General features: G+C 50.5%; 23 protein-coding genes. 9 read left to right on the top strand and 14 right to left on the bottom strand.

Going from position 1 to position 22,000, the window contains the following annotated elements:
• Positions 1-147: 147 nt before the first annotated feature.
• Together ACO0LI_RS16000 and ACO0LI_RS15995 are read left to right on the top strand one after the other, a co-directional pair.
• Positions 148-675, top strand: a complete 528-nt coding sequence (locus ACO0LI_RS16000; protein ID WP_423033628.1) for an REP-associated tyrosine transposase — start codon at positions 148-150, stop codon at positions 673-675.
• A 38-nt stretch (positions 676-713) separates the two neighbouring features.
• Positions 714-1,121, top strand: a complete 408-nt coding sequence (locus tag ACO0LI_RS15995; protein WP_423033626.1) for a hypothetical protein — start codon at positions 714-716, stop codon at positions 1,119-1,121.
• A gap of 356 nt (positions 1,122-1,477) precedes the next feature.
• On the opposite strand, the gene ACO0LI_RS15990 is transcribed toward ACO0LI_RS15995, so the two are convergent.
• The 8 genes from ACO0LI_RS15990 to ACO0LI_RS15955 form a co-directional block, all read right to left on the bottom strand.
• Entirely contained in the window at positions 1,478-2,524 is a 1,047-nt protein-coding gene (locus ACO0LI_RS15990; RefSeq protein ID WP_423033624.1) for an ADP-ribosylglycohydrolase family protein, read from the bottom strand.
• 73 nt (positions 2,525-2,597) lie between these two features.
• A complete protein-coding gene (locus tag ACO0LI_RS15985) occupies positions 2,598-2,723 on the bottom strand; it encodes a hypothetical protein (RefSeq protein ID WP_423033622.1) in 126 nt (41 codons plus the stop codon).
• On the bottom strand, positions 2,702-3,055 hold the full coding sequence (locus ACO0LI_RS15980; RefSeq protein WP_423033620.1) for a hypothetical protein: 354 nt from the start codon (positions 3,053-3,055) through the stop codon (positions 2,702-2,704). Before ACO0LI_RS15980 ends, ACO0LI_RS15985 begins: the two co-directional genes overlap by 22 nt.
• Positions 3,052-3,990, bottom strand: coding sequence for an ADP-ribosylglycohydrolase family protein (locus ACO0LI_RS15975; RefSeq protein WP_423033618.1), 939 nt, complete (start codon positions 3,988-3,990; stop codon positions 3,052-3,054). Before ACO0LI_RS15975 ends, ACO0LI_RS15980 begins: the two co-directional genes overlap by 4 nt.
• Before the next feature lie 221 nt (positions 3,991-4,211).
• Positions 4,212-5,189, bottom strand: a complete 978-nt coding sequence (locus ACO0LI_RS15970) for a sugar kinase (RefSeq protein WP_423033616.1) — start codon at positions 5,187-5,189, stop codon at positions 4,212-4,214.
• Positions 5,190-5,203: 14 nt separating this feature from the next.
• Positions 5,204-6,220, bottom strand: a complete 1,017-nt coding sequence (locus ACO0LI_RS15965; RefSeq protein ID WP_423033614.1) for an SPFH domain-containing protein — start codon at positions 6,218-6,220, stop codon at positions 5,204-5,206.
• 999 nt (positions 6,221-7,219) lie between these two features.
• Positions 7,220-7,882 carry an SCO family protein gene (locus tag ACO0LI_RS15960; protein WP_423033612.1) on the bottom strand — a complete coding sequence of 221 codons (663 nt, stop codon included), beginning with the start codon at positions 7,880-7,882 and terminating at the stop codon, positions 7,220-7,222.
• Between the two features lie 121 nt (positions 7,883-8,003).
• Positions 8,004-9,032 carry a YHYH protein gene (locus tag ACO0LI_RS15955; RefSeq protein WP_423033610.1) on the bottom strand — a complete coding sequence of 343 codons (1,029 nt, stop codon included), beginning with the start codon at positions 9,030-9,032 and terminating at the stop codon, positions 8,004-8,006.
• A 312-nt stretch (positions 9,033-9,344) separates the two neighbouring features.
• On the opposite strand from ACO0LI_RS15955, the gene ACO0LI_RS15950 reads away from it, so the two are divergent.
• Together ACO0LI_RS15950 and ACO0LI_RS15945 are read left to right on the top strand one after the other, a co-directional pair.
• Positions 9,345-10,160, top strand: coding sequence for a substrate-binding periplasmic protein (locus tag ACO0LI_RS15950; protein WP_423033608.1), 816 nt, complete (start codon positions 9,345-9,347; stop codon positions 10,158-10,160).
• Positions 10,161-10,376: 216 nt separating this feature from the next.
• Entirely contained in the window at positions 10,377-11,576 is a 1,200-nt protein-coding gene (locus ACO0LI_RS15945; protein ID WP_423033606.1) for a DUF4272 domain-containing protein, read from the top strand.
• A gap of 3 nt (positions 11,577-11,579) precedes the next feature.
• Here ACO0LI_RS15945 and ACO0LI_RS15940 read toward each other — a convergent pair whose 3' ends face one another.
• From ACO0LI_RS15940 to corA, 3 genes are all read right to left on the bottom strand, one after another.
• A complete protein-coding gene (locus ACO0LI_RS15940) occupies positions 11,580-11,990 on the bottom strand; it encodes a VOC family protein (protein WP_423033604.1) in 411 nt (136 codons plus the stop codon).
• Positions 11,991-12,155: 165 nt separating this feature from the next.
• Entirely contained in the window at positions 12,156-12,551 is a 396-nt protein-coding gene (locus ACO0LI_RS15935; RefSeq protein ID WP_423033602.1) for a VOC family protein, read from the bottom strand.
• Positions 12,552-12,588: 37 nt separating this feature from the next.
• A complete protein-coding gene (gene corA, locus ACO0LI_RS15930) occupies positions 12,589-13,557 on the bottom strand; it encodes a magnesium/cobalt transporter CorA (RefSeq protein ID WP_162043097.1) in 969 nt (322 codons plus the stop codon).
• 359 nt (positions 13,558-13,916) lie between these two features.
• Between corA and ACO0LI_RS15925 the strand changes: the two genes are divergently transcribed.
• From ACO0LI_RS15925 to ACO0LI_RS15905, 5 genes are all read left to right on the top strand, one after another.
• Positions 13,917-14,330 carry a GNAT family N-acetyltransferase gene (locus tag ACO0LI_RS15925; RefSeq protein WP_423033600.1) on the top strand — a complete coding sequence of 138 codons (414 nt, stop codon included), beginning with the start codon at positions 13,917-13,919 and terminating at the stop codon, positions 14,328-14,330.
• A gap of 56 nt (positions 14,331-14,386) precedes the next feature.
• Positions 14,387-14,995, top strand: coding sequence for a transglutaminase-like domain-containing protein (locus ACO0LI_RS15920; protein WP_423033598.1), 609 nt, complete (start codon positions 14,387-14,389; stop codon positions 14,993-14,995).
• 17 nt (positions 14,996-15,012) lie between these two features.
• Positions 15,013-15,387 carry a nuclear transport factor 2 family protein gene (locus ACO0LI_RS15915; RefSeq protein WP_423033597.1) on the top strand — a complete coding sequence of 125 codons (375 nt, stop codon included), beginning with the start codon at positions 15,013-15,015 and terminating at the stop codon, positions 15,385-15,387.
• A gap of 325 nt (positions 15,388-15,712) precedes the next feature.
• Positions 15,713-16,417, top strand: a complete 705-nt coding sequence (locus ACO0LI_RS15910; protein WP_423033596.1) for a hypothetical protein — start codon at positions 15,713-15,715, stop codon at positions 16,415-16,417.
• Positions 16,418-16,484: 67 nt separating this feature from the next.
• Entirely contained in the window at positions 16,485-16,928 is a 444-nt protein-coding gene (locus ACO0LI_RS15905) for a thioesterase family protein (protein WP_422953389.1), read from the top strand.
• A gap of 64 nt (positions 16,929-16,992) precedes the next feature.
• Here the strand turns inward: ACO0LI_RS15905 and ACO0LI_RS15900 are convergent, their stop codons facing one another.
• The 3 genes from ACO0LI_RS15900 to ACO0LI_RS15890 form a co-directional block, all read right to left on the bottom strand.
• Complete coding sequence (locus tag ACO0LI_RS15900) at positions 16,993-18,270, bottom strand: phospholipase effector Tle1 domain-containing protein (protein WP_422953390.1); 1,278 nt, start codon at positions 18,268-18,270, stop codon at positions 16,993-16,995.
• Positions 18,271-18,281: 11 nt separating this feature from the next.
• Positions 18,282-18,764: a hypothetical protein gene (locus ACO0LI_RS15895; protein WP_422953391.1), complete on the bottom strand. Its 483-nt coding sequence runs from the start codon at positions 18,762-18,764 to the stop codon at positions 18,282-18,284.
• 491 nt (positions 18,765-19,255) lie between these two features.
• Complete coding sequence (locus tag ACO0LI_RS15890) at positions 19,256-21,973, bottom strand: TonB-dependent receptor plug domain-containing protein (protein ID WP_423033594.1); 2,718 nt, start codon at positions 21,971-21,973, stop codon at positions 19,256-19,258.
• Positions 21,974-22,000: the final 27 nt, after the last annotated feature.

Below are 22,000 nucleotides of genomic sequence, written 5' to 3'. Positions count from 1 at the left end.
TAGGATAAATCTGTATTCCACCAAGGTGAAGGCGTACGTTATTTATACGCCGAATGTTGGGCTGGTGAAGCGTAGCCCAACCTACGACTATCGATCATCTTGAGATAATATACAAATATTCATTTATTTTATAAAACCCAAAATACCATGCGCTATCGCCGCGCCAATGTCCCTGGTGCCACTTACTTTTTCACGGTCAATCTGCAAGACCGGCAGAGTCAGCTCCTCACAGACCACATAGACGCGTTGCGAAATGCATTCCGGACAGTACAAATAAGATACCCCTTCGAAATCATCGCCATGGTTGTCATGCCTGAACATCTGCATAGCATTTGGCAACTACCCGAAGGCGACGTAGATTTTTCCTTACGCTGGTCACTGATCAAGACAGCATTTTCGAAAGCCTTGCCCAAACAGGAAAACATCAGCTCCAGCCGCGAGAAAAAGCGTGAACGTGGAATCTGGCAGCGCCGTTTTTGGGAGCACATGATAAGAGACGATGATGACCTTGAAAAGCACGTCGATTATCTGCACTACAATCCAGTTAAGCACGGCTATGTAGATAACGCCAGCGACTGGCCTTATTCTTCATTGCATAAATTTGTAGAAAAAGGCTTGCTTGATTCTAGCTGGGGCGACAATGTTTCTTCGCTTGATCTGCCAGGGTATGATTAAGTCAAGCTCAATTGTTATTGCTTTAAAATAGGAAAACCATGGGAGTTGACCTCTGCCTGGTACCTGTAGATTTTGAACATGCCAATGGTGAGCTGACCTGCACCAAGGGATTTGAGCTTGACTTTAGGGCGGTCATAGATCCCTTTTTAGAAATGGAGCGGCATAGCTATCCCGGTGCTAAAGTGTATTGGCCCTTTGTTCCTGTACCTAAAAACATTCTTGAACAGTTGCCATTTGATCTGCCGCATATCGGCGGACCCTACGGTCATGTCATGTTTGGCAAGGCGGTCGAAAAAGAATTCCTCTACATTTTTGCCAAAGATGTAAAGAAAGCTTATCCGCCAGAAAGACTGAGGTCGGTGGACATGAATGACTATGAACGGGCAGGCCTTTCATATATCACCTGTCTGCATGATGAAGTAAAAGTGTTTATTTTTACCTGGTAGTTTCTGTTGGAAATGCCTTTTAAAAAGGCGAGCTTCTGTTGCTGCATATTTCAAGCAGGGCCCTAAGATGTAGCTTAATACGGTGGTAGCAAACGGCGTAACCCGTGTATTAAAACGATCACCGTAAAAATAATATTGCGTGGGAATAGCATCGCAGAGAAATTCAGGCCAGCTTCCGTATAGTATCGTAGGTTGGGCTACGTTTCACCAGCCCAACACTGGGCCTCAAATTAAGTATGTTTCGAAATACGAAGTTGAATAAATTTATGCTTTACCAAGAATTAAAATTTACGTTACTTATATGCTTAATGTTGGACTGGTGAAGCGTAGCCTGGCGAGGTCCGGCCCAACCTATGCTAATAAGGTGGTAGCAAGCGCCTGAACCCATGTAGTAAGACAATCAAAAAAAAAATAATATTGCGTGGAAATAGCCAAAAAGAAAAATGTAGCCAGGCTTTCACTTCAGGGTCATTCACCTTGCGAGCCAATGTCTGTAAGTATTGGCGACTATGTGGCCAATCCATCAAACCCTCACGCCACTCTTGCGGGATCCCAGTTAGCCCTACACTGGCACCTGCCAATGCGCCTGCAATAGCGGCTACGCTATCTACATCGCCGCCAGCATTTACCACCGCGTCTATCGTGTCGTAATAGCTGCCAAAATACAGGTACCAGGCAATGATGGCGAATGGCACTGTGTGCATGGTATAGCCCGAGATACCATGCTTGCCGCCAAAATGGTTTTGCGCAATTAATACAGGGTCGGGTGCAAGACAAGATTCTTTTATGCCTTTAACGACAGCCTGCCATTCTGCATCGTCAGACAAATTGCTCAGCATACTAATCAATTCATTCAGAGGAGGCCTGGTCTGCCATTCTTGATTAGCCAATCGTGCTGCGATTTCAGCAATTGCCAATGCACCAGTAAAAGCCTTGGGGTCAGTGTGCGTAAGCAGGGTAGATGCCATTACATGGGCATGGCGCGCTGACGCGTCATTTGAGAGTATGGCCCCTATCATGGCACTGCGCATGCTGGGGCCGTTGCCAGCCGAGTAGACTCCGCTGTTCTTAAATCCCAGCCATAGCTTGATAATGCTGCGCAGGGTAGCAAACCCCACGCCTGCAGGCAGGCATATCAACCAAAGCCGTAACCTCCATGCCAGGCTTTTTTTGAATTTACTGACATCTCCCTTGCTCTTGATCAGCGACTGCGTCACAAAGATCGCGTTATCCGTGTCATCACTGACCATGCCATGACCACAGAAAAGTCGGTATTGCAGCGCCCCTTTACGCAAACGCGCTATCCTGCGTGGCGATAGGCCTTCAAACGGCAAGCCCATGGCATCACCGACTGCGCCGCCCATCAGGCAGCCCGCGATTGCATCAGATGCTGAAACTGGCATAGCCTCTTTCTGGATAGTTATGGATCGCATTGCGTCATCGTCATTTTGCCGAGTACCCGGATTTTAATTGGCATTAAATGGCATCAAACCGCACCAGCGTATGATCCATGCCATCCAATTCCTCATCAATGATGGCTGCAATCTTTACCCAGTCGCCACCAGCAAGGCCAGCACCTATCAGTGGGTAAGCGAGGCGCAAGCCATTAAATTCTTTACGTATTGCGGCAAATGCATTGCGTATTGCTGCATAGTCGGCTTTCCCCCCTGACCACGCCAGTCAAATTGGGTATAGGCATTGAGGATGACAAACTGCCTGTCGCCTCTCTGTATCCGAGCCTGGCTATAGCTGCCCAGCTTGGCATGATCGGCAGGCAAGGTGGTTTGATCTGCTGCATAGGCTTCAGGGAACTGTTTTTTGATGCTCTTGGCGATGCCAGCGCCCATATTGCAAAAACAATTGCAGCCATGGACGATAACGTCAAACTCCCCTTGCAGGGCGAGTGCTAATAAGTCTCCTGTGCGTTCTTTCATGCTGACTCTCTTGCTGGTGAAATGACCCTGCTACCAAACCTCTCATACAAGTCCCGCGCCATGCGCAATATTTCTTCACGCATGGCGAGGCGTTCCAGCCATTTTGCAGGTATGCCTTCCACACCGTAATAGGCACCCGCAATTTGCCCGGTGATGGCGGCAGTGGTGTCGGCATCGTCACCCAGGTTGGTGGCGGTGAGGATGGCGCTTTCAAAGCTGTCGGTGTGTATAAAGCACCACAGCGAAGCTTCGAGGGATTCAACCGAATAACCGCTGCCACGTATTTGTGTACTGTCTTTATCAATGAAGCCAGCCTTGCTGAGAGCTATGATTTTTAGCTCCGTCGGTGTGAATGGCAGTTCTGTAAATAAATCAGCCTTGTCGCAGCCAGCAAACAGCTTGCACAGTATCGCCGCCAGCAACTGGCAGCTTTGTATGGCTTCTGGCGCGGCGTGGGTAGTGCGCGAGCTTTCTCCTGCATAGTGGATGGCTGCGGCTATATCGGGATAGCCGAACATCACAACAGGGGCAAGCCGCATTAGCGAACCATTACCAGCCGTGCTGGGATGTTCTGCGCCGCAGTAGGGTTCATCGCTGCTGGCATAACGCGACAAGGCAGCACGCACGGTATTGCCGATGTCAAAGCAGATGCCGGTAGAACTGAGGTAACCCCATTTCCACCAGTTCAGGTAACGTCCCATCTGGTCTTTTGCGTCGAAGCCATCTTTCGTCAGCAGGCTTTCTGCCATGCACAGTGCCATCGAGGTGTCGTCTGTCCATTCGCCAGGCAGCAGGCCAAAAGGGCCTTTGCCAACCATGTCTGTCACAGGCGTGAAGCTGCCGCGCGCTGAGAATTCTACCGTCGTACCTACGGCATCACCGCAGGCCAGCCCAGCCAGTGCACCGAGATAGCGTTGTTCTAAAGTGATACCCATGATTTATTCCATTGTTGGCATGCTCAAAGCTTGCGTTAAGAAGTTTGATCAACAGATATTAATCTTGTTAGTATTTAATTGCAACTATCTTAGTTTTATTTTGGATAAAAGAGAGATTCGCGCACAACTATCAACGTGTTGCGAGTCCCGCGCGCACTAATATGCACAAACGCGGTGTAAATGCGGGAGGAAAATTTGATACCTGTGACGCATCTGGTTGACTACACCACCAGATAACCGCGTCTGTCGGCCACGCCTATCTCGGCAGTCAGGCCTGCATTAAACTCCAGGTAATCTGCTTCTATGCCATCGCTGAAAATGACACCATGTTCCGGCATCAGGGATGTGACTTGCAGCTTGCTGTCTTCCAGTATCTGACCACGCACTAAAGTCGCAGATGAAGTCTTGCTGGGGAAGGGTTCGCGCACGGCGAACATCAGTTCGCGGGTGTCCCATTCTGCGGTGTATGTCAGCGGCTCGGCGGCGATGTTGTATATCATCTGACGCGGATCATCAAATCTCTCTTGCAGCGCTGCTGCGCCTGTCAGTATGCTCTTCATCCAACCTGTGGAACCCATGCCAGTGGAGATGATGATGCCGCTTGATGACTGTCGTTCCTGGCGTTCTTGCAGTTGTATGGTGTAACTGGCAGAGATGTGGGATTTGGGCCCGATGAAAATATCGTTCACACCCAGCATGGTCTGGCCGTTGTTCAGCCTGGCCATGGCCATAGTGACTTCGCGCACCGGGCGGCGCTGTTGCAGTACTTCGGGGACGATTTTGGGCAAGTCCCTGACCTGGAAAGGCAGCAACACGCCATCCCAGCGCTGCACATCAGGGTTGACGCCTATCAGGCGCTGACCATCCAGATATTTCATGGTGTTGACGACCAGGCCATCTTGCCCCACAGCTATGACGATATCGTCACGGCCAAAGATCATGTTGGGCAAGAAGCTACGATCTATCTTTTGCAGGCGCGCAAGTTGTGTGAGACTGCTTTCTGCCGCGCTGACACAGGCCAGGTAATTGTCATGCTCGGCCTGGTAGGCGGCAAAGTCGCCACCCAGATGTTCTATATAAAAGCGTGCCTGGCCGACCGTGTTGTACTTGACGATAAGTTCTTCGAGTCTGGTCTTGCGGGTGATCAGGATGATCTTGTTTTCTGTCTGGCGCGTTGTTGTACTATGGATGCTGCTCATATCATTTCCCGGGTCTATCCAGGCTGGTTCATCAATTCACGCAACAGGTCTGGCGTGATATTCAACTGGCCTATGGAGCCAGCTTTTTCTGCCAGTTCCTGGAAGGCGAGGGCGATCAACTGGCCGGATTGCATATTGCCCATGGCCAGTGCCTGCAAGACTTTGGGATCAACGCCGCTATAGGCATTCATCAGGGTTTGAGCAGCATAGGCGCGGCTGTCGGCTTCTGCCCTGGCGTTTTCTGTCGATAGTTTGACGAGCGTGGTTTGCTGGTTTTCTTCGGCGATTTTGGCCTGCATCTGGGCGAGTTTAAGTTCGCTTTCTTTTTGTTGTATGCTTTTTTCAGCTTCCATCTGGGTTTCGCGTATCTGGCGCTTTTTGCTTTCGACGGCGATCTCGGTATTCAATTCATTTTCGCGTATGCGGCGCTCTTGTTCAACGGCAGCATTGCGGCGTTCATAGATGGCATCGTCTGCGCATTTGAGGATTTGCTCGCGCGCCTGCGCTTCCAGCGCCTTGGCTGCCTCTGGCGTGGGCTTGAGGGCCAGAAAATTCAGGCCCAGCAATTCCACCCCCAGTGCCTGCAATTCCTTGCTGTCGCGCACTGCCATGCTCACCGCTGCACCAAGCGTATCAGCCGCTTTCAGGGCATCACGCAGCGCCAGGCTTTGCAAGCCCTTGCGGGTTAACACCTTGACGAGATTGACGATGCGCTGCGACAGTTTTTGCGGGTCATCCGAGATGTATTGCTGGGTCACAGGATTGATGGCGAAATTGAGCAAGGCACCGACCTTTTGCGGATCACTGATGCGGTAAGTGACCTGGCCCTGCACCGTAACCGTCTGGAAATCAGCGGTATTTTCTTCAAAGATAAACGGCGTGTCGGTACTTGCCATGGGTATCGCTAGCATGGACGTGGTAGGCGCATAGTAAAAGAAAGCCAGCCCGGCACCCTCGCGCCTGAGATTGCCGTTTTTGAATTGCAGCACATAGGTGGTGGGCTGGAACTTGATGAATTTGATGCTGAACATGACTATTCCTTTTCTTGTCTTCAGGTGCGCAGAGGTTTTTTTGGATCGTTTATTTTGATCTCGGTATGATTCTTTTCCTTTGCTTGAATATAGAATAGTCCACTTAAATATAAAATGCAACTAAGTTAGTTTTTTATTTTAACTAAGTTGAGACGCAGGTAATTTTCAGACGGGGCATGTAAAGACTGGTAGGGTGCGCCGTGCGCACCAAGTTTTGGCATGCATGGTGCGCACGGCGCACCCTACTGGCTTGGAAAACTCGTTAACATTTTCTCGGTTAGACTATGCAGAAAAAACAGGAATGAGTGCAAAGAAGATGAATATCGTTGATTAGGTCAGATTGCTGGGTGTGACAGATTGGTTTGTCCATGATTTGCCGGAAGATGAAAAGACCGAAATCATTTCATAGATTGGTAGCAAGGCGATAGTTACCGACATTGATGCACACGGTTTTTATTTTTTGCGGCGTGAGCGATGTCAAGAAATAGAAGAGTGGCGAAAAGTTTTTAGAGCATTTTTTTCGCTTTTTGATTGATTGCATAGAGAAAACTTAGAAAACAGTCATATACAATTGATAAAAGGATTGAAAATCATTTTATGAGCGGGACGATATTTATATCAAAGGGTAGGTCAGTTACATTGAGCTCAATTAGCTTTGACTATTTGCTTGAGAAAATGCGTCCTCTTTACTTGGAGAGTGAATTTTATTTAAAGAATGAAATCTACCAAGTTTATGATAATGAGGGACATGATTTCTTGTATCTTGAAACTGTAAGTAGCGAGGGTTTCAATATTTTTGTTCTTGTAATATTAAGATTGTTCAGCTTAAATTCGACTGAGAGATTTTTTGAGACAAGGAAAGCAACCCTGATTGATTTGATTTTGTTGTTGAAAACTGATGCTCGCTGCGATAACAGTCTAGGCTTGCGTTTAGGTGCCTTGTACGCGGGAGCATGAATTAAATGCGAAACGTCAATGAGGTGAAAATATAATTTTTTTCTATTCCTCCATCATCAACCTCTCATAATCCCCCACCATACGCCGCATTTCCAGCATCGACGATGCATCATAGATACCGCGGATGCGGGCCATCGCATCGATCAGGAAGGCGCGCTGACCGTGCAGGGGTTCGCCATTGCTGGCGCGGGCGTTGATATCGGTCATCAGGCTGGTGGTAAGCTTTTGCATTTGCCTGGAATCACCTGTCAGCATATTCCAGTCGGCAGGCAGTTTCAGTTTTTTTGCATAGGCGGCCATGGTTTGGGCATCGTCCTGTTCTGGAGTGACAGTCAGTAAAATGAACTGGGGTGTGGCGATGGATTTTTGTTTGATCTGTGTTTGCAGTTCACGCATGACTTCGAGTGAAATGGGGCAGAGTGTGACGCAGCCTGCGTAAAAGAAACCGGCAAAGCTGACTTTGCCGCGTAGCAGGCTGTGATCGACTTCTTGTGCATGCTGGTTGATGAGTTCAAACCTGGCAATGCGCTGCAGAGATGCCCAGGTGTCCCAATGCGCTTGCAGGTCTTGTTGATAGTAGTAGGGGAGCTTGTCGTTGTTGAGGGCATTTTGTGGTGCGGCGAACGCACCAGTCAGCCAGCCCATGGTCACGACGGTAGCGATGAAGCTGAGCATGGACAAGAGCAATGATTTTAGTAGGGACATATTGAATGAGGCCGAGTAAATTTTGTGTGGTCTTTATTTCCCGGTGCGCGCAGCGCCAAGCAAGTTCAGGATGTTTTTCTGCTTCGGCTCTTGCTCTTGTTCCCGGTTTACTTGAGCTGCACTAATGCACAGTCGCTGGCGTCCCTTTGTAGCAACCAATGGTGTATGGAAATTCCCTGGTCTGGTGGTAGTGATATTGCGTGAGCATGACACCATTGCGCTCTACTGCATGGGTATGTCCATGGCATTCGTCGAGGTCGGCATTGGCCAGCGCCTTGCCGTTTTCACCCTGGTTGCCATAGATGCCAAAGCCGTCAGCGATGTAGCCGACCAGCGGCGAGTGCTGGCCCGGGGCATCTTTTTGCGTCAGGCAGGAAGTGATGTTGTGATGATGGTATTGACCCGTGCGCTCAGGGTGACCCTGGCAGGTATCCTGGATTTCCCAGGCGACGGCATCGCGGTAGCCGCCATCGTCGGCATTGTAGAGTCGCACGCCATCCAGCAGCACGCCGATTGCACCTAGACTGGTGCAGGTTGGCTGTACGGCGACGACAGGGTTGGCTGGCAAGCCCCAGGCGATATTGGCCTGACTGATGCTGTTGGGGTTGCGGTCATACCCATAGGCAGGATCAGTGCTGGCGATGGGGAAAGTGCCGGTGGGATTGGGTGGCAGGCCGTTGCCGGTAATACCCAGGGTGCTGCCCAGGGTCACCATGAAACTCGATACCCAACTGACCGCACCCTGTACGCTGATCTTGCTTAGAGAATTCCAAGTCATGCCATCGGCATTGAACCATGGCCCCTTGCTGCTCGCACCACCCGAGCCTGCGGTATAGCAGGCATAGACATAACCAATCGCCGGAGTGGTGCGGCTGAACTTGCCATCGCCCAGAGGCAGTTTGCTGGCATCAACACTGGTGCTGCCAGAGGATGTGCCAGTAGTTGTGCCACCATTTGCTCCGGTAGTTGTGCCAGTAGTTGTACCCGTAGTCGTACCGGTATTTGTACCCGTCGTTCCAGTCGTTGTTCCTGTAGTAGCAGTGGCAGTGCTGTTGCCTGTTGCCGTCGCTCCGCCAGAGCTGCCGCCGCAGGCAGCAATGCTGAAAATGAGGCTGGCGAGCAAGAGGGCTTGCAACTGAGTTTGTTTCATATTTTCTCCTGATTGCGTAAGGCGGCGCAGATCATCATTTATGGTGATAGACGCACGATAGATGTAGCTTGCGATCCAAATATGGAGGAAATATGAAGTGAAAACGATTTGCGCCTGCCCGCAGTGCACAGTGCTGTAGAGATTTCCAGTGCTATCGATTCATTGTCAAAAACTATGTAATTTATGCCAATGGCAAAAGTTAAAAATCGTTACTTGAGTTCTTAAAACCTCATATTGACATTTTCCAGAGGAGAGCACGGGCGTACTATCAAAATATGCTCAAGTAAGGGCATGCCATGCTTCAGGAGAAATATGCGCAGCCAGGCTCTCTTGTTTTTGCAGCAGATGTGCGCACGGTGCTTGCCGGTGCTGATGTTTGGCATCTTGTGTCTTGTTTTTTCCCATGCGGCGCAAGCGCAAAAGCTGACAATCTACACGGAAGACTGGCCGCCAATGAACTTCAAGACCAAATCGGGTATTGATGGCATGGCGGTCGATATCGTCCAGGTCATGCAAGCCATCACGGGCAATAAGGAAGCGATACAACTGGTGCCCTGGGCGCGTGGCTACAAGGCTGTGCTGGAAGATGACAACGTGCTGTTGTTCAGCCTCGGCCGCTCGCCCGAGCGGGAAAAACTCATGCACATGCTGGGGCCGATCGCGGTATCCAAGACCGCGGTTTATACACGCAAGGGGGAGGCAGCAAGACTCAAGGCTCTCGATACTGATATCTACAAGTTGCCAATCGGGGCCTACCGCGGCAGCATCTTTGCCGATGCTGCAAAAAAGAAAGGCTTCATCAATCTGGCCCAGGCTGATTCACCACTCAATTCTTCCAGAATGCTGTTTGCCCGCCGTTTTGATCTGTGGGTTGAGGGTAGCCTCGCAGTGAATTCCATCCTGCAAGAAAGTGGCCGCAGCGTGGCCGATGTAGAAGAAGTCATGGTGCTGGATAGCCTGGAACTGTATCTGGCGTTTTCCCTTAAAACCCCGGCAGCAAGCATCAATCTGTGGGAAAACGCGCTGCGGCAAATGAAGAAGGATGGCAGCTTTCAAAAAATACACCAGAAATGGTTGCCCGGCGAAGTACCTCCGATGGAAGTGCACAGGGTAGAGGGTGGGTATTGATTCCTGCATCAGACGCGTGCGTGCCAATCTGTATTTGCCTGCAGGCCATGCAGGCATAACATTGCCTGTTTCCAATTCTGTTTCTACATGTAAAAGCTGGCCCACAGCTTTTATATTGCCCTTATCCTGTTACGCTTTCATGCTGAACAGTGATTTTGGCTGCGTAACAAGTGTCAATCCTGAATCAGCAAATCAATCTCCATTTCTGTTTGCGTCATGCTGAAAAAATTAAAGAATCTCATTTCCGGAAAATCTTCTGCGGTAGCCCAGGCGCCATCATCAGGCTCTGCAAGTTCAGCCGTGGCAGAGGTAGCGGCGGTAGCAACTGCAGAAGCAAGCGCGAACGCAACTGCAGTAGCAGAAACCGAGATTGATACTGACAGCACCAGCAGCATACTGATCAATGCCTATTGCACCTGTGCGCAATTGCCACCTCTGAATTTCCCGCACAAGCTCAATAGCCAGCGCGATATGAGTGACCCGGAGCTGCATGGACATCTGCAAGGCTTTATCGGCTATGTACTCAAGCGTGGTGACGGGCAGATGACACATCAGCGTTATCATGTGATGCGCCATATCCAGCGAGTGCAGCAGCACCTGAGCCTGTGGCTGGATGAAAGCCAGCTTGATGCCTATTCTGACTGGGCCGTGGAGGCAAATGCCATCGCCTTCATGCCTGATGGGGATATCCGCGACCCGCATGGCTATGTCTTGCTGGCGGCGGCTGATGGCGGTATCGAAACCGGCGCGGCCATCCCTTATCCGGCACTGGCCTGGCAAAGAAAAGCGCGTACCGATACCCTGCTGGCTGAAATGGGCATACAACTGCCAGCCCATCTGCCGCCACTGGTCAGCGAGTCCGAGCTGCAATTACGTCCGGCGGTTGAGATACTGGGGCGGGCGCTGGCCTTGTATGTCGTCGCCTTGCGCGCAGAATCTGTGGCAACTAACCAGCCCATTCCTGCTTATGAATTGACAGATCGCTTCCCGCAGGTACATGCGTGGTTGTCACTCGTAGAGCGCGAATTTCTCGAGACAGAAGAACCGACAGAAGATATCCTGCCGCAATTTGCCTGGCGTTATGAATCCCTGTATGTGCTGGAATGGGCACTGGGCTTGCAGGAAGAATTGCCCTTTGCCGACGACATCTGCGATGTGCCGCTGACGGCGCGCACTATGATGAACATGGATTTTGAAGCAGCCATGGCCAAGGCAAAAACACGTCCGGCCAGCCAGATACTCGATGCCCTGGACCTGCATTACCGCCTGCACTGGCTGGTACGCCAGAACAGGATCAAAGAAGAAGCGCTACCGCTGAACCTGGAAGCCGGTGTCATCTATGAGCGGCACTATGCCCTGAACTGGCTGGTCAACTTTGAGAATGCAGACTGGGACGGGGTGGATACCCCGACCTGATCTTTAGGGGCTGTCTGGCGGCCCTTTCAATTCAACGACATTGCCTTCCTGGTCGCTGATGTAGATCGACAAGCCTTCACCCTCGGCACCATAGCGCTGGCCGACTTCTCCAACGCTGACATCATGGCTTTGCAGGTGCGCCTGTATGTTGGCGAGGTCAAAGGGTTCAACGCGCAGGCACAGGTGATCCATATTGTGGCCTTCCTTGCCTGGTGCGGCACCACCCATGCGGCCCAGTTTACCTGTAACCGTGATCAGGTCTATCAGTGACCTGCCTGCACGCAACTGCGTCAGACCAATCTCTTCCTGCCTGCGCTCGATAGTGCAGCCCAATACATCACAATAAAAATGCAACATGCTGTCCAGGTCTTTTACCCGCAGGACGAGGTGATCGATTTCGCGTATCTTGAACATGGTTAAGATTCGTCAGTAGTGGCGATTTCTTATCTTAAACCTGTTTGATGAATTGTGCAGGGGAGGGAAGTAGGGGGCGCCGTGCGCACCCTGATCTTGTACATAATCGGTGCGCACGGCGCACCCTACAGAAAGCGTGTTAGCCGGGCGAGCGCAAAAGATTACTCAAACATTTTCAGAAAAATTAAGCTCTATGCCATTGCCTTCAGGGTCACTGAAAAATACCTGATGCTGGGTTGCAAAACCTGCTGATGCTTCCACCGTGGCATGGCGATACACAATGCCAGCGGCCTGCAATTTATCCAGCATGGCAGGCAGATCGGTACAGGCGAAAGCGACATGGTCGAAACCGGTTTTTAATGCTGTCTGGCGCGTTTCACCCGGACGGTTTTCTGACAGGTGCAAGACATCGCGGCTACCGGCATATAACCAATAACCAAAGCTCTTCAGCGGGCGTGGGCCTTCTGTCAGGCCCACATAGTGGATATAAAAATCCTTCAGTTTTTCAAGCGTGGCACGGTCGCCGCGCAGATTGTAGTGGCCAAGAGCGATGGCGGGCATATGCTTGTACTTTCTATCTGCTTACTATAGTTACTGATTACTTCAGCCAGCCGCGACGGCGGAAATACCAGAACGGCGTAATCGCCGAAGCCAGCATCAGCGCCAGTGCGAACGGGTAACCTAGTTGCCAGTCCAGTTCGGGGAACCAGCCCTTGAAGTTCATGCCATAGATACTGGCGATAAGGGTAGGCGGCAGGAAGGCCACGCTGGCGACCGAGAAAATTTTGATGATCTTGTTCTGGTTGATGTTGATGAAACCAACGGTCGCATCCATCAGAAAGTTGATCTTGTCGAACAGGAAGGAGGTATGACCATCGAGTGATTCTATATCACGCAAAATCTGGCGGGCTTCTTCAAACTGGTCGGCATTGAGCAGACGTCCGCGCATCAAAAAGCTGACTGCGCGGCGCGTGTCCATCATGTTGCGGCGTATGCGGCCATTCAAATCTTCTTCAACAGCAATCGAATTCAGCGCGGCGGCAGCATCCTGATCGCTGAAGTTTTTTTGCAGCACACTGCGGCTGACGTCTTCCAGATTTTGATAGATGCCTTCGAGCGCATCGGCAGAATACTCAGCATCGGTCGCATACAAGTCCAGCAGCACATCCTTGTAATCAGCAATAGAACCGGGACGTGAACGCGCACGCATGCGCACCAGGCGGAACACTGGCAAATCGATGGTATGGACTGAGAATAAAATATCTCGCGCCAGGATAAAGGCCACGGTCACCGTGCGTGCTGGCTCATCGTCATCGTCAATCAAGAAATCGGTGCGCAGATGCAGGTCACCATTATCAGCTTCGTAATAGCGGGCTGATGCCTCGATATCCTTGACCTCGTCTTCCCCCGGCAAGGTCACGCCATAGATACTCTTTACCCATTCGCGCTCTTCTTCATTGGGGTCAGTCAGATCGACCCAGATAGGCAGGGTATTTTCAAGATCAGCGCGGTTTTCCACATTGATCTGGCTCAGGCGGCCGTTATGCAAGACGAAGACATTAATCATAGGCAAATTCCAGGAAAGCAAAGTCTTTGGTTTGGCTGGATTGTAAACCTGTTTTATGCCTGTGGGCAGGTTGGGGCGGGATTTTATTTGGGTTTTTGGTGAGGATTTATATGTCTTTTGTTTAATTTTTTCTTATTGAAGGGGATTTGGCATTTTTGTAGGGTGCGCTGTGCGCACCATTGCCGTGTCTTTTAGCTTGCGTAGATGTCCGGGGCGAACATTGGAGTTGATACGAACCGGTGCGCATGGCGCACCGTGCTGGGTGCTGGGTGCTGGCACACATTCCTTGCCTATCTGTGATAAATTTCTCTGCTCATTGAAATCAACAAACCAGTGTAAAAATTAATCTGAAGAACAGCATGAGCACAAACACTTACCAGGCGGTTGCCGCCACTCCTGATATTGCCACTTACTGCCACTTGCGTAAGGCATCCGGTTTAAGCACCAAGACAGTAGAAGCGGCGGCGCGTGGCTTGCCTGCCAGCCTGTTTGCCGTGCAAATCATGCAGGGCGAATTGGTCGTTGGCATGGGGCGTGTTGTTGGCGATGGCGGTACTTCATACCATGTTGTCGATATCGCGGTCTTGCCAGAGCATCAGGGCAAGGGCCTGGGCAAGATGATCATGCGCGAGATCACCCACTACCTGCAACAAAATGCGCCAGAGTCAGCTTATGTCAGCCTCATCGCTGACGGCCCGGCGCAAGACCTGTATGCGCAATTTGGTTTCAAACATACTGCGCCCGCCTCGGTGGGCATGGCTTATAAAATCTGACGCGATTCAAATCCAATTTCGGAATCCATTTCAGAACCTATTTTACGGAAACACGCATGCAAGAATTTCTGGCAAGTACCACCTACATCGACTGGCAACACCCCGCCGTACTGGCACAGGCACAAGCACTGGCTGCCGCTGGCGGCGAGCAGGCTGATATCGCGCGACGTTGCTTTCATTTTGTGCGTGACCAGATCAAACATAGCTGGGATTACCGCCAGAATCCCGTGACCTGCAAGGCATCTGAAGTGTTGGCGCATGGTACCGGTTATTGCTATGCCAAGAGCCATTTGCTGGCTGCCTTGTTGCGTGCCAATGGCATTCATGCTGGTCTGTGTTATCAGCGCCTGATCATAGGTACAGAACCGCCATTTTGCCTGCATGGTCTGAATGCCGCCTACTTGCCAGAACATGGCTGGTACCGGCTGGACGCGCGTGGTAACAAGCTTGGTGTGGATGCAGAATTTTGTCCGCCAAAAGAGCAACTGGCCTTTGCCATTACCACACCAGGCGAACAAGATTTCGCCGGTATCTGGGCAGAGCCACATGCAGCAGTATTGGCGTCATTGTTGACGCAGCCAACGGTAGAAGCGGTGATGACCCATTTGCCTGATGGCGATTTGAGTAACGATTCCACGCCTGCCAGGCTCGCGCATCTACTTTGAAAGGAATAACTAAACCTATGACAGCTACCACCGACATAACTCCTGAAACCGTAGTTCAGGCCCAGCTTGATGCCTATAATGCCCGCGATGTTGATGCCATACTCAAAACTTATGCCGTCGATGCACAGCAATTTGAATTTCCGGGCAAGTTGTTGGCAACTGGCCATGCAGAAATACGCCCACGCATGGCGGTGCGCTTTGCAGAACCCAATCTGCATGCAAGACTCATACGCCGTGAAGTGATAGGCCACATCGTCATTGATCATGAAGAAGTCACGCGTACTTTTCCAGAAGGTACAGGGCGCATGGAAATGATCGCCATCTATGAAATCAAAAATGGCTTGATACAGAGTGCGTCCGTCGCTCTGGGAGAAAAGATACTGGATGCCTGAGTCAGGCCAGGTTGCTCTGGATATCCACTACTGGATATTCACTAATGGATATTCACTATTTGGCTTCCCGAGATCCGTGTTGCAAAAACACACTTGAGCGTGCATGAAAAATGCCTGGGCAGCGCTGTGCTCAGGCATTTTCTTACACAGTATTTGCTTGCTCAATTGACAGCTAATGCATTCTGGACTACTGTTCGGGGGTGCGATATTTTGCTTAAAATTTAAGCATTTCATTTCCTTTTCATCCCTCATTTGGAGAGGGATAATAGTGGACGCCGCACTGTTTTTGCCTGTCTGATTTTTTTCGCGGAAAGAGTAAAGCCCCATGCAAACAGCCATCAGTAATAGCAATAATCCCAGGTCACCGATTTATTTTGCATCATTGTTCCTGCTGGTGCTGATTGGTTTTTATCCTTCTTATTTTGGCCGCCTGGCGCAGCTGGATTTCAAGCATCATTTTCACGGCATGGTCGCCACGGTCTGGATGCTCATGCTGGTTTTGCAAAGCTGGCTGGCCACGCACAGGCAATTGAACATACACCGTACGATAGGCAAGCTGTCGATGGTGATTGCACCTTTATTCATTATCTCTGGCATTCTCATCATGCAGGTGATGGTGTCGGGGAAAAATGGTTTTTCCAAGGCATTTGGCAGTCGCCTGGCTTTTGTCGATATCACGACCCTGATAGGTTTTGCGACCGCATATTGCCTGGCCATTCATTATCGCCGCACCCGCGCACTGCATTCCCGCTGGATGGCATGTACGGCTTTGCTGGCCTTCCCTCCTGCCGCTGCCAGGGTGTTTGGTAATTTTATTCCTGGCATCAATTCATTCCCGGCAGCGTTTCATGCAGGCTATTTTTTCACTGACATCATCCTGCTTGGCCTTATCGCTTATGACCTGCGTCTCGGTAAGTTCAAGACGCCATACTGGGTGGTATTGGGCATCCTGATCTTGCAGCAACTGAGTTTTATTGTATTGCCGCAAATTCCGCAATGGCGGGCAGTGACGGATTGGATGGCTGGCTGAGGCATAAAGCAAAGGATGTACAGCAGACGCGGTAAAATACGTCTTTTACCGCGTTTTCTTGTTTATCATGGCCCGCCTGCAACTGCATTTTCCCGAAGACCAATATTATTTCACTACCCAATTAACAGTCAGGGTGACTGACATCAATGGCGCCAACCACCTCGGTAATGATTCCATGATCTCCATGATTTCTGAAGCGCGGGCACGCTTCCTGTATGACTTTGGCATACGCGAAACGGCGGCCGGTGGCAGCGGTATTATCGTGACCGACCTGGCAACGACGTACAAGGCTGAAGCCCATGCACGTGACCAGTTGCTGTTTGAAGTTGGTGTCATGGACTTTAACAAATATGGTGGCGACATCACTTTCCGCATCAGCCGCCCGGCAGACCAGACTGCCATTGCGATGGCGAAATCAGGTTTTGTGTTTTTTGATTACCGCGCCGGGCGCGTGGTGGAAATGCCGGAAGATTTCAAGGCCAAGTTCGCACGGGTGAATTTTCTGGATTGATTTTCCTGAAACGCAGGCCATGTTTTTCTTGGTCAAGACATGTGGCCAGATGAAGAAGACATTCCTACAACTTCGGTTGAGCCGGAGTCCGAGGCACTTCCCTGAATTGCGCCAGCATGCGGCTGGAAGGGCTGTCTGCCACCGTCAGCAAGCCAGTATCTGCTGCTGGTTTGGCACCACTCTTGCCCTCCTGTGTCGTGGCTGGCAAGGGTTTGGCGGCGTCCTTACTGTCCAGCCTGATGTCGTCTACACTATTCGCCTGGGTACCCAGGGCTTTGGCATTTTTTGTGTACTGCTCCATTGCCGGGTTCATGGGCTCCATTTTTTTACCGAATAAATCCAGGCTATTACTTTCCCCACGTTCTGACATCTTGATCCAGTACACTTTATGCTGTGATGAATCATGTATCACGCTCATGCCAGGGTCTGCAGGTACATCAAGTTTCTTGATGAGATTGTCGTCCAGCGTGCCATTCAGAAACTGCGACATCATATTGAAATTACGGTAAGGCAGGCCATTCTTTTCATAGCCACCGCCAATATCACTGTGCGCACCGGCGACCATGACTTTCAAGAATCTACCGTCCGCAGACAAGCCGTCATTGCCATAATTGGTTGCCGGAAATTGCAGCCTGCGCTCATCCGCCGCACGAATCTGGATACCCGTAATCACGGTATCTGGCGGCCTTCTGTCATTCAATGAGGGCACGCCGGTGGCAACAGGATCAAACAAACCCAGAGCTTGCGGTATGGTGTTACCTTTGACTAATGGGGGAACTGTATAAGAGATATCTGACCGTTCAGAATTATTGCTTGCTGGGTGATCGACCTTGCCTAGAATGTTCTGAACACCACGCTCAGCAACAATGCGGGAAAAGCCAGCAGCTTGCTCAGCACCACGACTGAAACCCACAGAAACGACACTGATTTTGGCATCCGGATTTTCCTGGAGCCAACGGTTACTCTGCCGTTCAAATTTCTCATACATCATTTCTATGCGTGCGTTGTATGTCACGCCAAGTGCGCCATCAACCGTACCCATTACACCGCTTTGCGTTCCTGGACCTGCAACATATTGACTTACTATATTAGGGTTCTTCCCGTTGATATTTTCAAGTTGCTTGCTGAACAATCCCACATTGGTAATATGGGCCGGATCATTAATTGCATCGTTGCCTGTACCATCAAATAGTGCAACGAAAACTCTGGCGTTTGGATTTTTGGCGTCATACAGATTGGGTACTTTAAATGTATCTATCTGTTCTTGTGCTTTCGTATAACTGGCTAATTGTTCAGGCGTTGCGATTTTTACGTCCACGCCGTCGTTGCCTGCAGTCGTCATAATTCAGTCAGTCAAAATGTCTTGGAATAGGCAAGAACGCGATGATCCCGCTCGTCTCTCAGAAGTGCATTTGGGTCTTTGGGAATCAGCTGTATGCTGGTGAACATATATACATTCACAGTTCTGTCATTTACTTCAATAATAAGGGTGGGGCGACGGCCCGATATAGGCATGGGTTTGTAAATGTCAGCAGGATTTTCATCATGCAGCACTTTCCTGTCTTTAAAAATGCTGTCCAGATCAAGCGTATGCTTAAAATGAGTCCCATCTTTTGAACGCCATTCCATTTCCACCAAACTCGCGAAACTCAAATAGGGGCCTGAGCCAGACCCAGGGTAACGGGTTGCATCTGCAGGGGTTTTTTCTCTGGCAGTTTCACCAAACGCGAGTTCGTGCGGCAAGCCCGCATAAACAAGTCGGAAATCGCCAGCGCTATAGACCTGGAGATTGAGGTCGTGTGAATCGAATTTCAAAACATCATCTTCTGCTGCCATGGCGAGGCTTCCCATTTGTGTTTGTAAAAGAATAGTCAGTATAGACGCCGTCCACTTCAGCACTTTTCTTCTTGATACAGTGTCAGTTTTTACCGTTAACATTTGCAATTAGACCGTGATAGTGCATGCTGATTTGAATCAGGCGAGGCTGGAAAAAGAGTGTGGAAATAAATTACTTTAATCACTCGCCTCACTGCCTTTCATCCAGATTGAGTGCATTAATTAGTTGCCTCAGGTAAATTCAAGTGTCACCCTGTGCGATATTAAATATTTCTTATGTTTATATCATTGATAGTGCGAAATTGTCCAGAGCTCCTTGCATCATTCCTGCATGCGATATTTATAGGGCTAACGGTGTGAACGGTCTATCTTTGGAGGTGCTTGCATCATGGGTATCCATGCAGCATGCCATTGGGAGATTGAAGGGGAACTGTACATCGGCCAGCGATTGCTACTCTCCAGGCCGGAGAGTAGCAATAAGTACTAAATCATCATGCGCCAAACTTGTAATTGACTTCCACCCAGCCCTGGCGGCCAAGCGGGCTGAATGAACCGACCGGGTAGTTAGGCCAGCCACCGCTATAGTCATACTTGATCTTGTTCAAGACATTGTTGACGATGACAGATACGCTCAGGTTTTTATTGGCCTGATAGACTGTGCTCCAGTTGGCGATGCCTGTCGGTGACAGGTAATACTGGCCTGACCCATTCGGTATCTTGCCATAGCGCGTGACTGTCAGGGTATTGGAAAAATCTCCTTTTACCCAGTTGACGCTGGTGATGAGCTTGTCGCGCCAGTCGGTGTTGCCAAGGTCGGCCAAATCATCATACAGGGCATCGCCTTCAAACTGCTTGGATTTTTTGCTCAGGGTCTTGCTGTAATTGGCCTTGATGCTGAAGCTGCCATAAGCACTGGTTTTGAGCTGATATTTACCACTGATGTCGATGCCGCTGGTAGCCTGGTAAGCCGCATTGATGGGGTTGACCCAGATCTCCTGTATTTCACCTGCATGGCTCAGTGCATCTTTTGGATAACGCTTGATGCGGTTGATGGTGTCAGCGCACAGGCTGGAGCCTATATCGCGCTTGCCGGTGCGGCAATCAGCTTCATCGCGCAAGAGCTGATCAGCACTGAGGTTGACAACCATGTCATTGATCTTGATATTCCAGTAATCAAGCGAGATATCAAACTGGTTGCTTGGTGACCAGACCACACCCAGGCCAAAGGATTTGCCTTTTTCTGACTTCAGGTCAGGGCTGCCAAACTGCACATAGTTGGCGCCCGGCGAGTAATTTGCGTAGTCGCAATCCTTGAGTTCCTGGCCTTCAGCCTTGCAGCGGTAATAGTCGGTGGTGCTGGAATAATAGCCAGTGCCACGCGCCTTGAAGATGTAGTTCATGTCCGGTGCGCGGAAGCTGGTGGCGTAATTAGCTCGGAATAAAAGCTCAGAAGTCGGACGAATCTCAAGGCCGCCGTTATAGGTCAGCTTGCCATCCTTGCGGCCAGCGAAGTGATAATCATCATAGCGGCCAGCCAGGCTGGCGGTGACTTCCTTGAGCAGCGGTACATATACTTCTGCACCGAGTGCATAACGCTGGCGCGAACCACGCACATCATCTGATTTGGTGACGGTGTTGAACACGCCCTGGTTGATCTTGGGGTCAGGCAGGTTATCAAAACTCTGGCGGCCTATCTCGGCAATGGCCGCAGTCTTGACTGCGCCTGCGGGCAGTTTCCATAACTCGGTATTCACAGCGAGGCTCAGGGTCTGTGTGCGTGAACTGTCTGAGCTGCGAGATGCCGAGGTGATCTGGTCAAATTCTGCCGGTGTCAGCCTTTGCGTCAGTCGTTTGGGGTCAGGTGCATAGATGGCGATGCCAGCGGCATCCAGACCCAGTTTGGGTCCCAGAAAAAACTGGTCTATGTTGGCCAGCGTGCGCGGTGCCACGTTCTCGCTGCGGTAAGCAGAGGCGCTATAGGCAGCCTCATAATTCCATTGCGTGCCAGGGATCACGCCTTTGATGCCGAGATTGATGCCAGCAGACTGGTCATCCCACAGGCGGTTGAAGCGGTTCACGCCATTGATTTCTTCCGGCGCGAATACCTTGCTCCAGGCTTCATAGGCATTGCTGTTCTTGTTCCAGAAATAGCTCTGGTTGGTCGAAGACGATACCCAGCTTGGCGAGCGTGTATCGTTTTCTGTCTTGCTCTTGCCGAGTAAAATATCGGCAAACAGGGTAGTGTCTGCATCCAGGTCCAGGTTGCTGCTGGAGAAAAAATTCAAGCTCTTGTTCTTGGTTTGCACACTCCAGTGCATGGGGCTCAGGCGGGGGCTGGCGCAATAACTGCCCTTGCTGGTTTTATAGCTGATCTGCGTGCCTTCAAAAAGATCATTGAGCTGGCTACAGGCATCACCCAGGTCCAGGTATTTGCCAGACTTGATATCCTTGCGGTACAGCGTTGCACTTGGTGTGCTGCGGCTCGCCATGAAATCGCGTTGGGTCGCACGCAGTGGTTCACGCTCGCTGTATTCCAGACTGAACAGGCTGCGCAACTGATCGACATTGGCCGTGCCAGAGAATTGCACACGCTTGTTGCTGCCACCACCTCTATCAGTATCGCCCAGTTTGACATTCAGGTTATAGCCCTGGCTTTGTTTTTTAAGGATGATGTTGACCACACCGGCAATCGCATCAGAGCCATAAATTGCCGACGCACCGCCATTCAGGATTTCTATGCGCTCTACAATATTCGACGGAATATTCGCCAGGTTGGTAAAATTGACCGTGCCCTCATAAGCGATAGGGAAATCAGCCATGCGCCTGCCATCAAGCAGTATCAAGGTATGGTTAGGCCCAAGACCGCGCAGGCTGATGGTGTTGGCAGACGGCGTGAAGGTATTACCAAAGTCCTCACCCTGGGTAAAGCCAGAGTTTTGTACCGAGTTATTGATCGCATCATAGACATTCTTGTAGCCCTGTCTGGTGATTTCTTCTGCGGTGATGATGGTCACTGCGGCAGGACCTTCAAGACTTGCGCGCGGTATGCGTGAACCAGTGATGACGACGGCTTCCGGTTTACCTTCTGCCGTTTGGGCAAAGGCAGAATTACTCAGGGTCTGGCTGTAAAAGAGTGCCAGTAAACAGGCTGCAAGGGGTTTCAGTGCGGGTTGGCTTGCAGCTTTGCGGGGATAGTTTTTTTGATGCATGGGTCTTCTCAGGAATGAATGAAGACC

This window comes from Undibacterium sp. Tian12W, assembly GCF_049339405.1.
Taxonomy (GTDB): Bacteria; Pseudomonadota; Gammaproteobacteria; order Burkholderiales; family Burkholderiaceae_D; genus Undibacterium.
The sequence above is the reverse complement of the archived record's forward strand: the minus strand, read 5'-3'. Positions and strand labels throughout refer to the sequence as shown.

What these genes read in the sequence shown, in the direction of transcription:
- ACO0LI_RS16000 (WP_423033628.1), top strand. Translation starts at nt 148, where the DNA reads ATGCGCTATCGCCGCGCCAATGTCCCTGGTGCCACTTACTTTTTCACG.
- ACO0LI_RS15995 (WP_423033626.1), top strand. Translation starts at nt 714, where the DNA reads ATGGGAGTTGACCTCTGCCTGGTACCTGTAGATTTTGAACATGCCAAT.
- ACO0LI_RS15990 (WP_423033624.1), bottom strand. Translation starts at nt 2,524, where the DNA reads ATGCCAGTTTCAGCATCTGATGCAATCGCGGGCTGCCTGATGGGCGGC.
- ACO0LI_RS15980 (WP_423033620.1), bottom strand. Translation starts at nt 3,055, where the DNA reads ATGAAAGAACGCACAGGAGACTTATTAGCACTCGCCCTGCAAGGGGAG.
- ACO0LI_RS15975 (WP_423033618.1), bottom strand. Translation starts at nt 3,990, where the DNA reads ATGGGTATCACTTTAGAACAACGCTATCTCGGTGCACTGGCTGGGCTG.
- ACO0LI_RS15970 (WP_423033616.1), bottom strand. Translation starts at nt 5,189, where the DNA reads ATGAGCAGCATCCATAGTACAACAACGCGCCAGACAGAAAACAAGATC.
- ACO0LI_RS15965 (WP_423033614.1), bottom strand. Translation starts at nt 6,220, where the DNA reads ATGTTCAGCATCAAATTCATCAAGTTCCAGCCCACCACCTATGTGCTG.
- ACO0LI_RS15960 (WP_423033612.1), bottom strand. Translation starts at nt 7,882, where the DNA reads ATGTCCCTACTAAAATCATTGCTCTTGTCCATGCTCAGCTTCATCGCT.
- ACO0LI_RS15955 (WP_423033610.1), bottom strand. Translation starts at nt 9,032, where the DNA reads ATGAAACAAACTCAGTTGCAAGCCCTCTTGCTCGCCAGCCTCATTTTC.
- ACO0LI_RS15950 (WP_423033608.1), top strand. Translation starts at nt 9,345, where the DNA reads ATGCGCAGCCAGGCTCTCTTGTTTTTGCAGCAGATGTGCGCACGGTGC.
- ACO0LI_RS15945 (WP_423033606.1), top strand. Translation starts at nt 10,377, where the DNA reads ATGCTGAAAAAATTAAAGAATCTCATTTCCGGAAAATCTTCTGCGGTA.
- ACO0LI_RS15940 (WP_423033604.1), bottom strand. Translation starts at nt 11,990, where the DNA reads ATGTTCAAGATACGCGAAATCGATCACCTCGTCCTGCGGGTAAAAGAC.
- ACO0LI_RS15935 (WP_423033602.1), bottom strand. Translation starts at nt 12,551, where the DNA reads ATGCCCGCCATCGCTCTTGGCCACTACAATCTGCGCGGCGACCGTGCC.
- corA (WP_162043097.1), bottom strand. Translation starts at nt 13,557, where the DNA reads ATGATTAATGTCTTCGTCTTGCATAACGGCCGCCTGAGCCAGATCAAT.
- ACO0LI_RS15925 (WP_423033600.1), top strand. Translation starts at nt 13,917, where the DNA reads ATGAGCACAAACACTTACCAGGCGGTTGCCGCCACTCCTGATATTGCC.
- ACO0LI_RS15920 (WP_423033598.1), top strand. Translation starts at nt 14,387, where the DNA reads ATGCAAGAATTTCTGGCAAGTACCACCTACATCGACTGGCAACACCCC.
- ACO0LI_RS15915 (WP_423033597.1), top strand. Translation starts at nt 15,013, where the DNA reads ATGACAGCTACCACCGACATAACTCCTGAAACCGTAGTTCAGGCCCAG.
- ACO0LI_RS15910 (WP_423033596.1), top strand. Translation starts at nt 15,713, where the DNA reads ATGCAAACAGCCATCAGTAATAGCAATAATCCCAGGTCACCGATTTAT.
- ACO0LI_RS15905 (WP_422953389.1), top strand. Translation starts at nt 16,485, where the DNA reads ATGGCCCGCCTGCAACTGCATTTTCCCGAAGACCAATATTATTTCACT.
- ACO0LI_RS15900 (WP_422953390.1), bottom strand. Translation starts at nt 18,270, where the DNA reads ATGACGACTGCAGGCAACGACGGCGTGGACGTAAAAATCGCAACGCCT.
- ACO0LI_RS15895 (WP_422953391.1), bottom strand. Translation starts at nt 18,764, where the DNA reads ATGGCAGCAGAAGATGATGTTTTGAAATTCGATTCACACGACCTCAAT.
- ACO0LI_RS15890 (WP_423033594.1), bottom strand. Translation starts at nt 21,973, where the DNA reads ATGCATCAAAAAAACTATCCCCGCAAAGCTGCAAGCCAACCCGCACTG.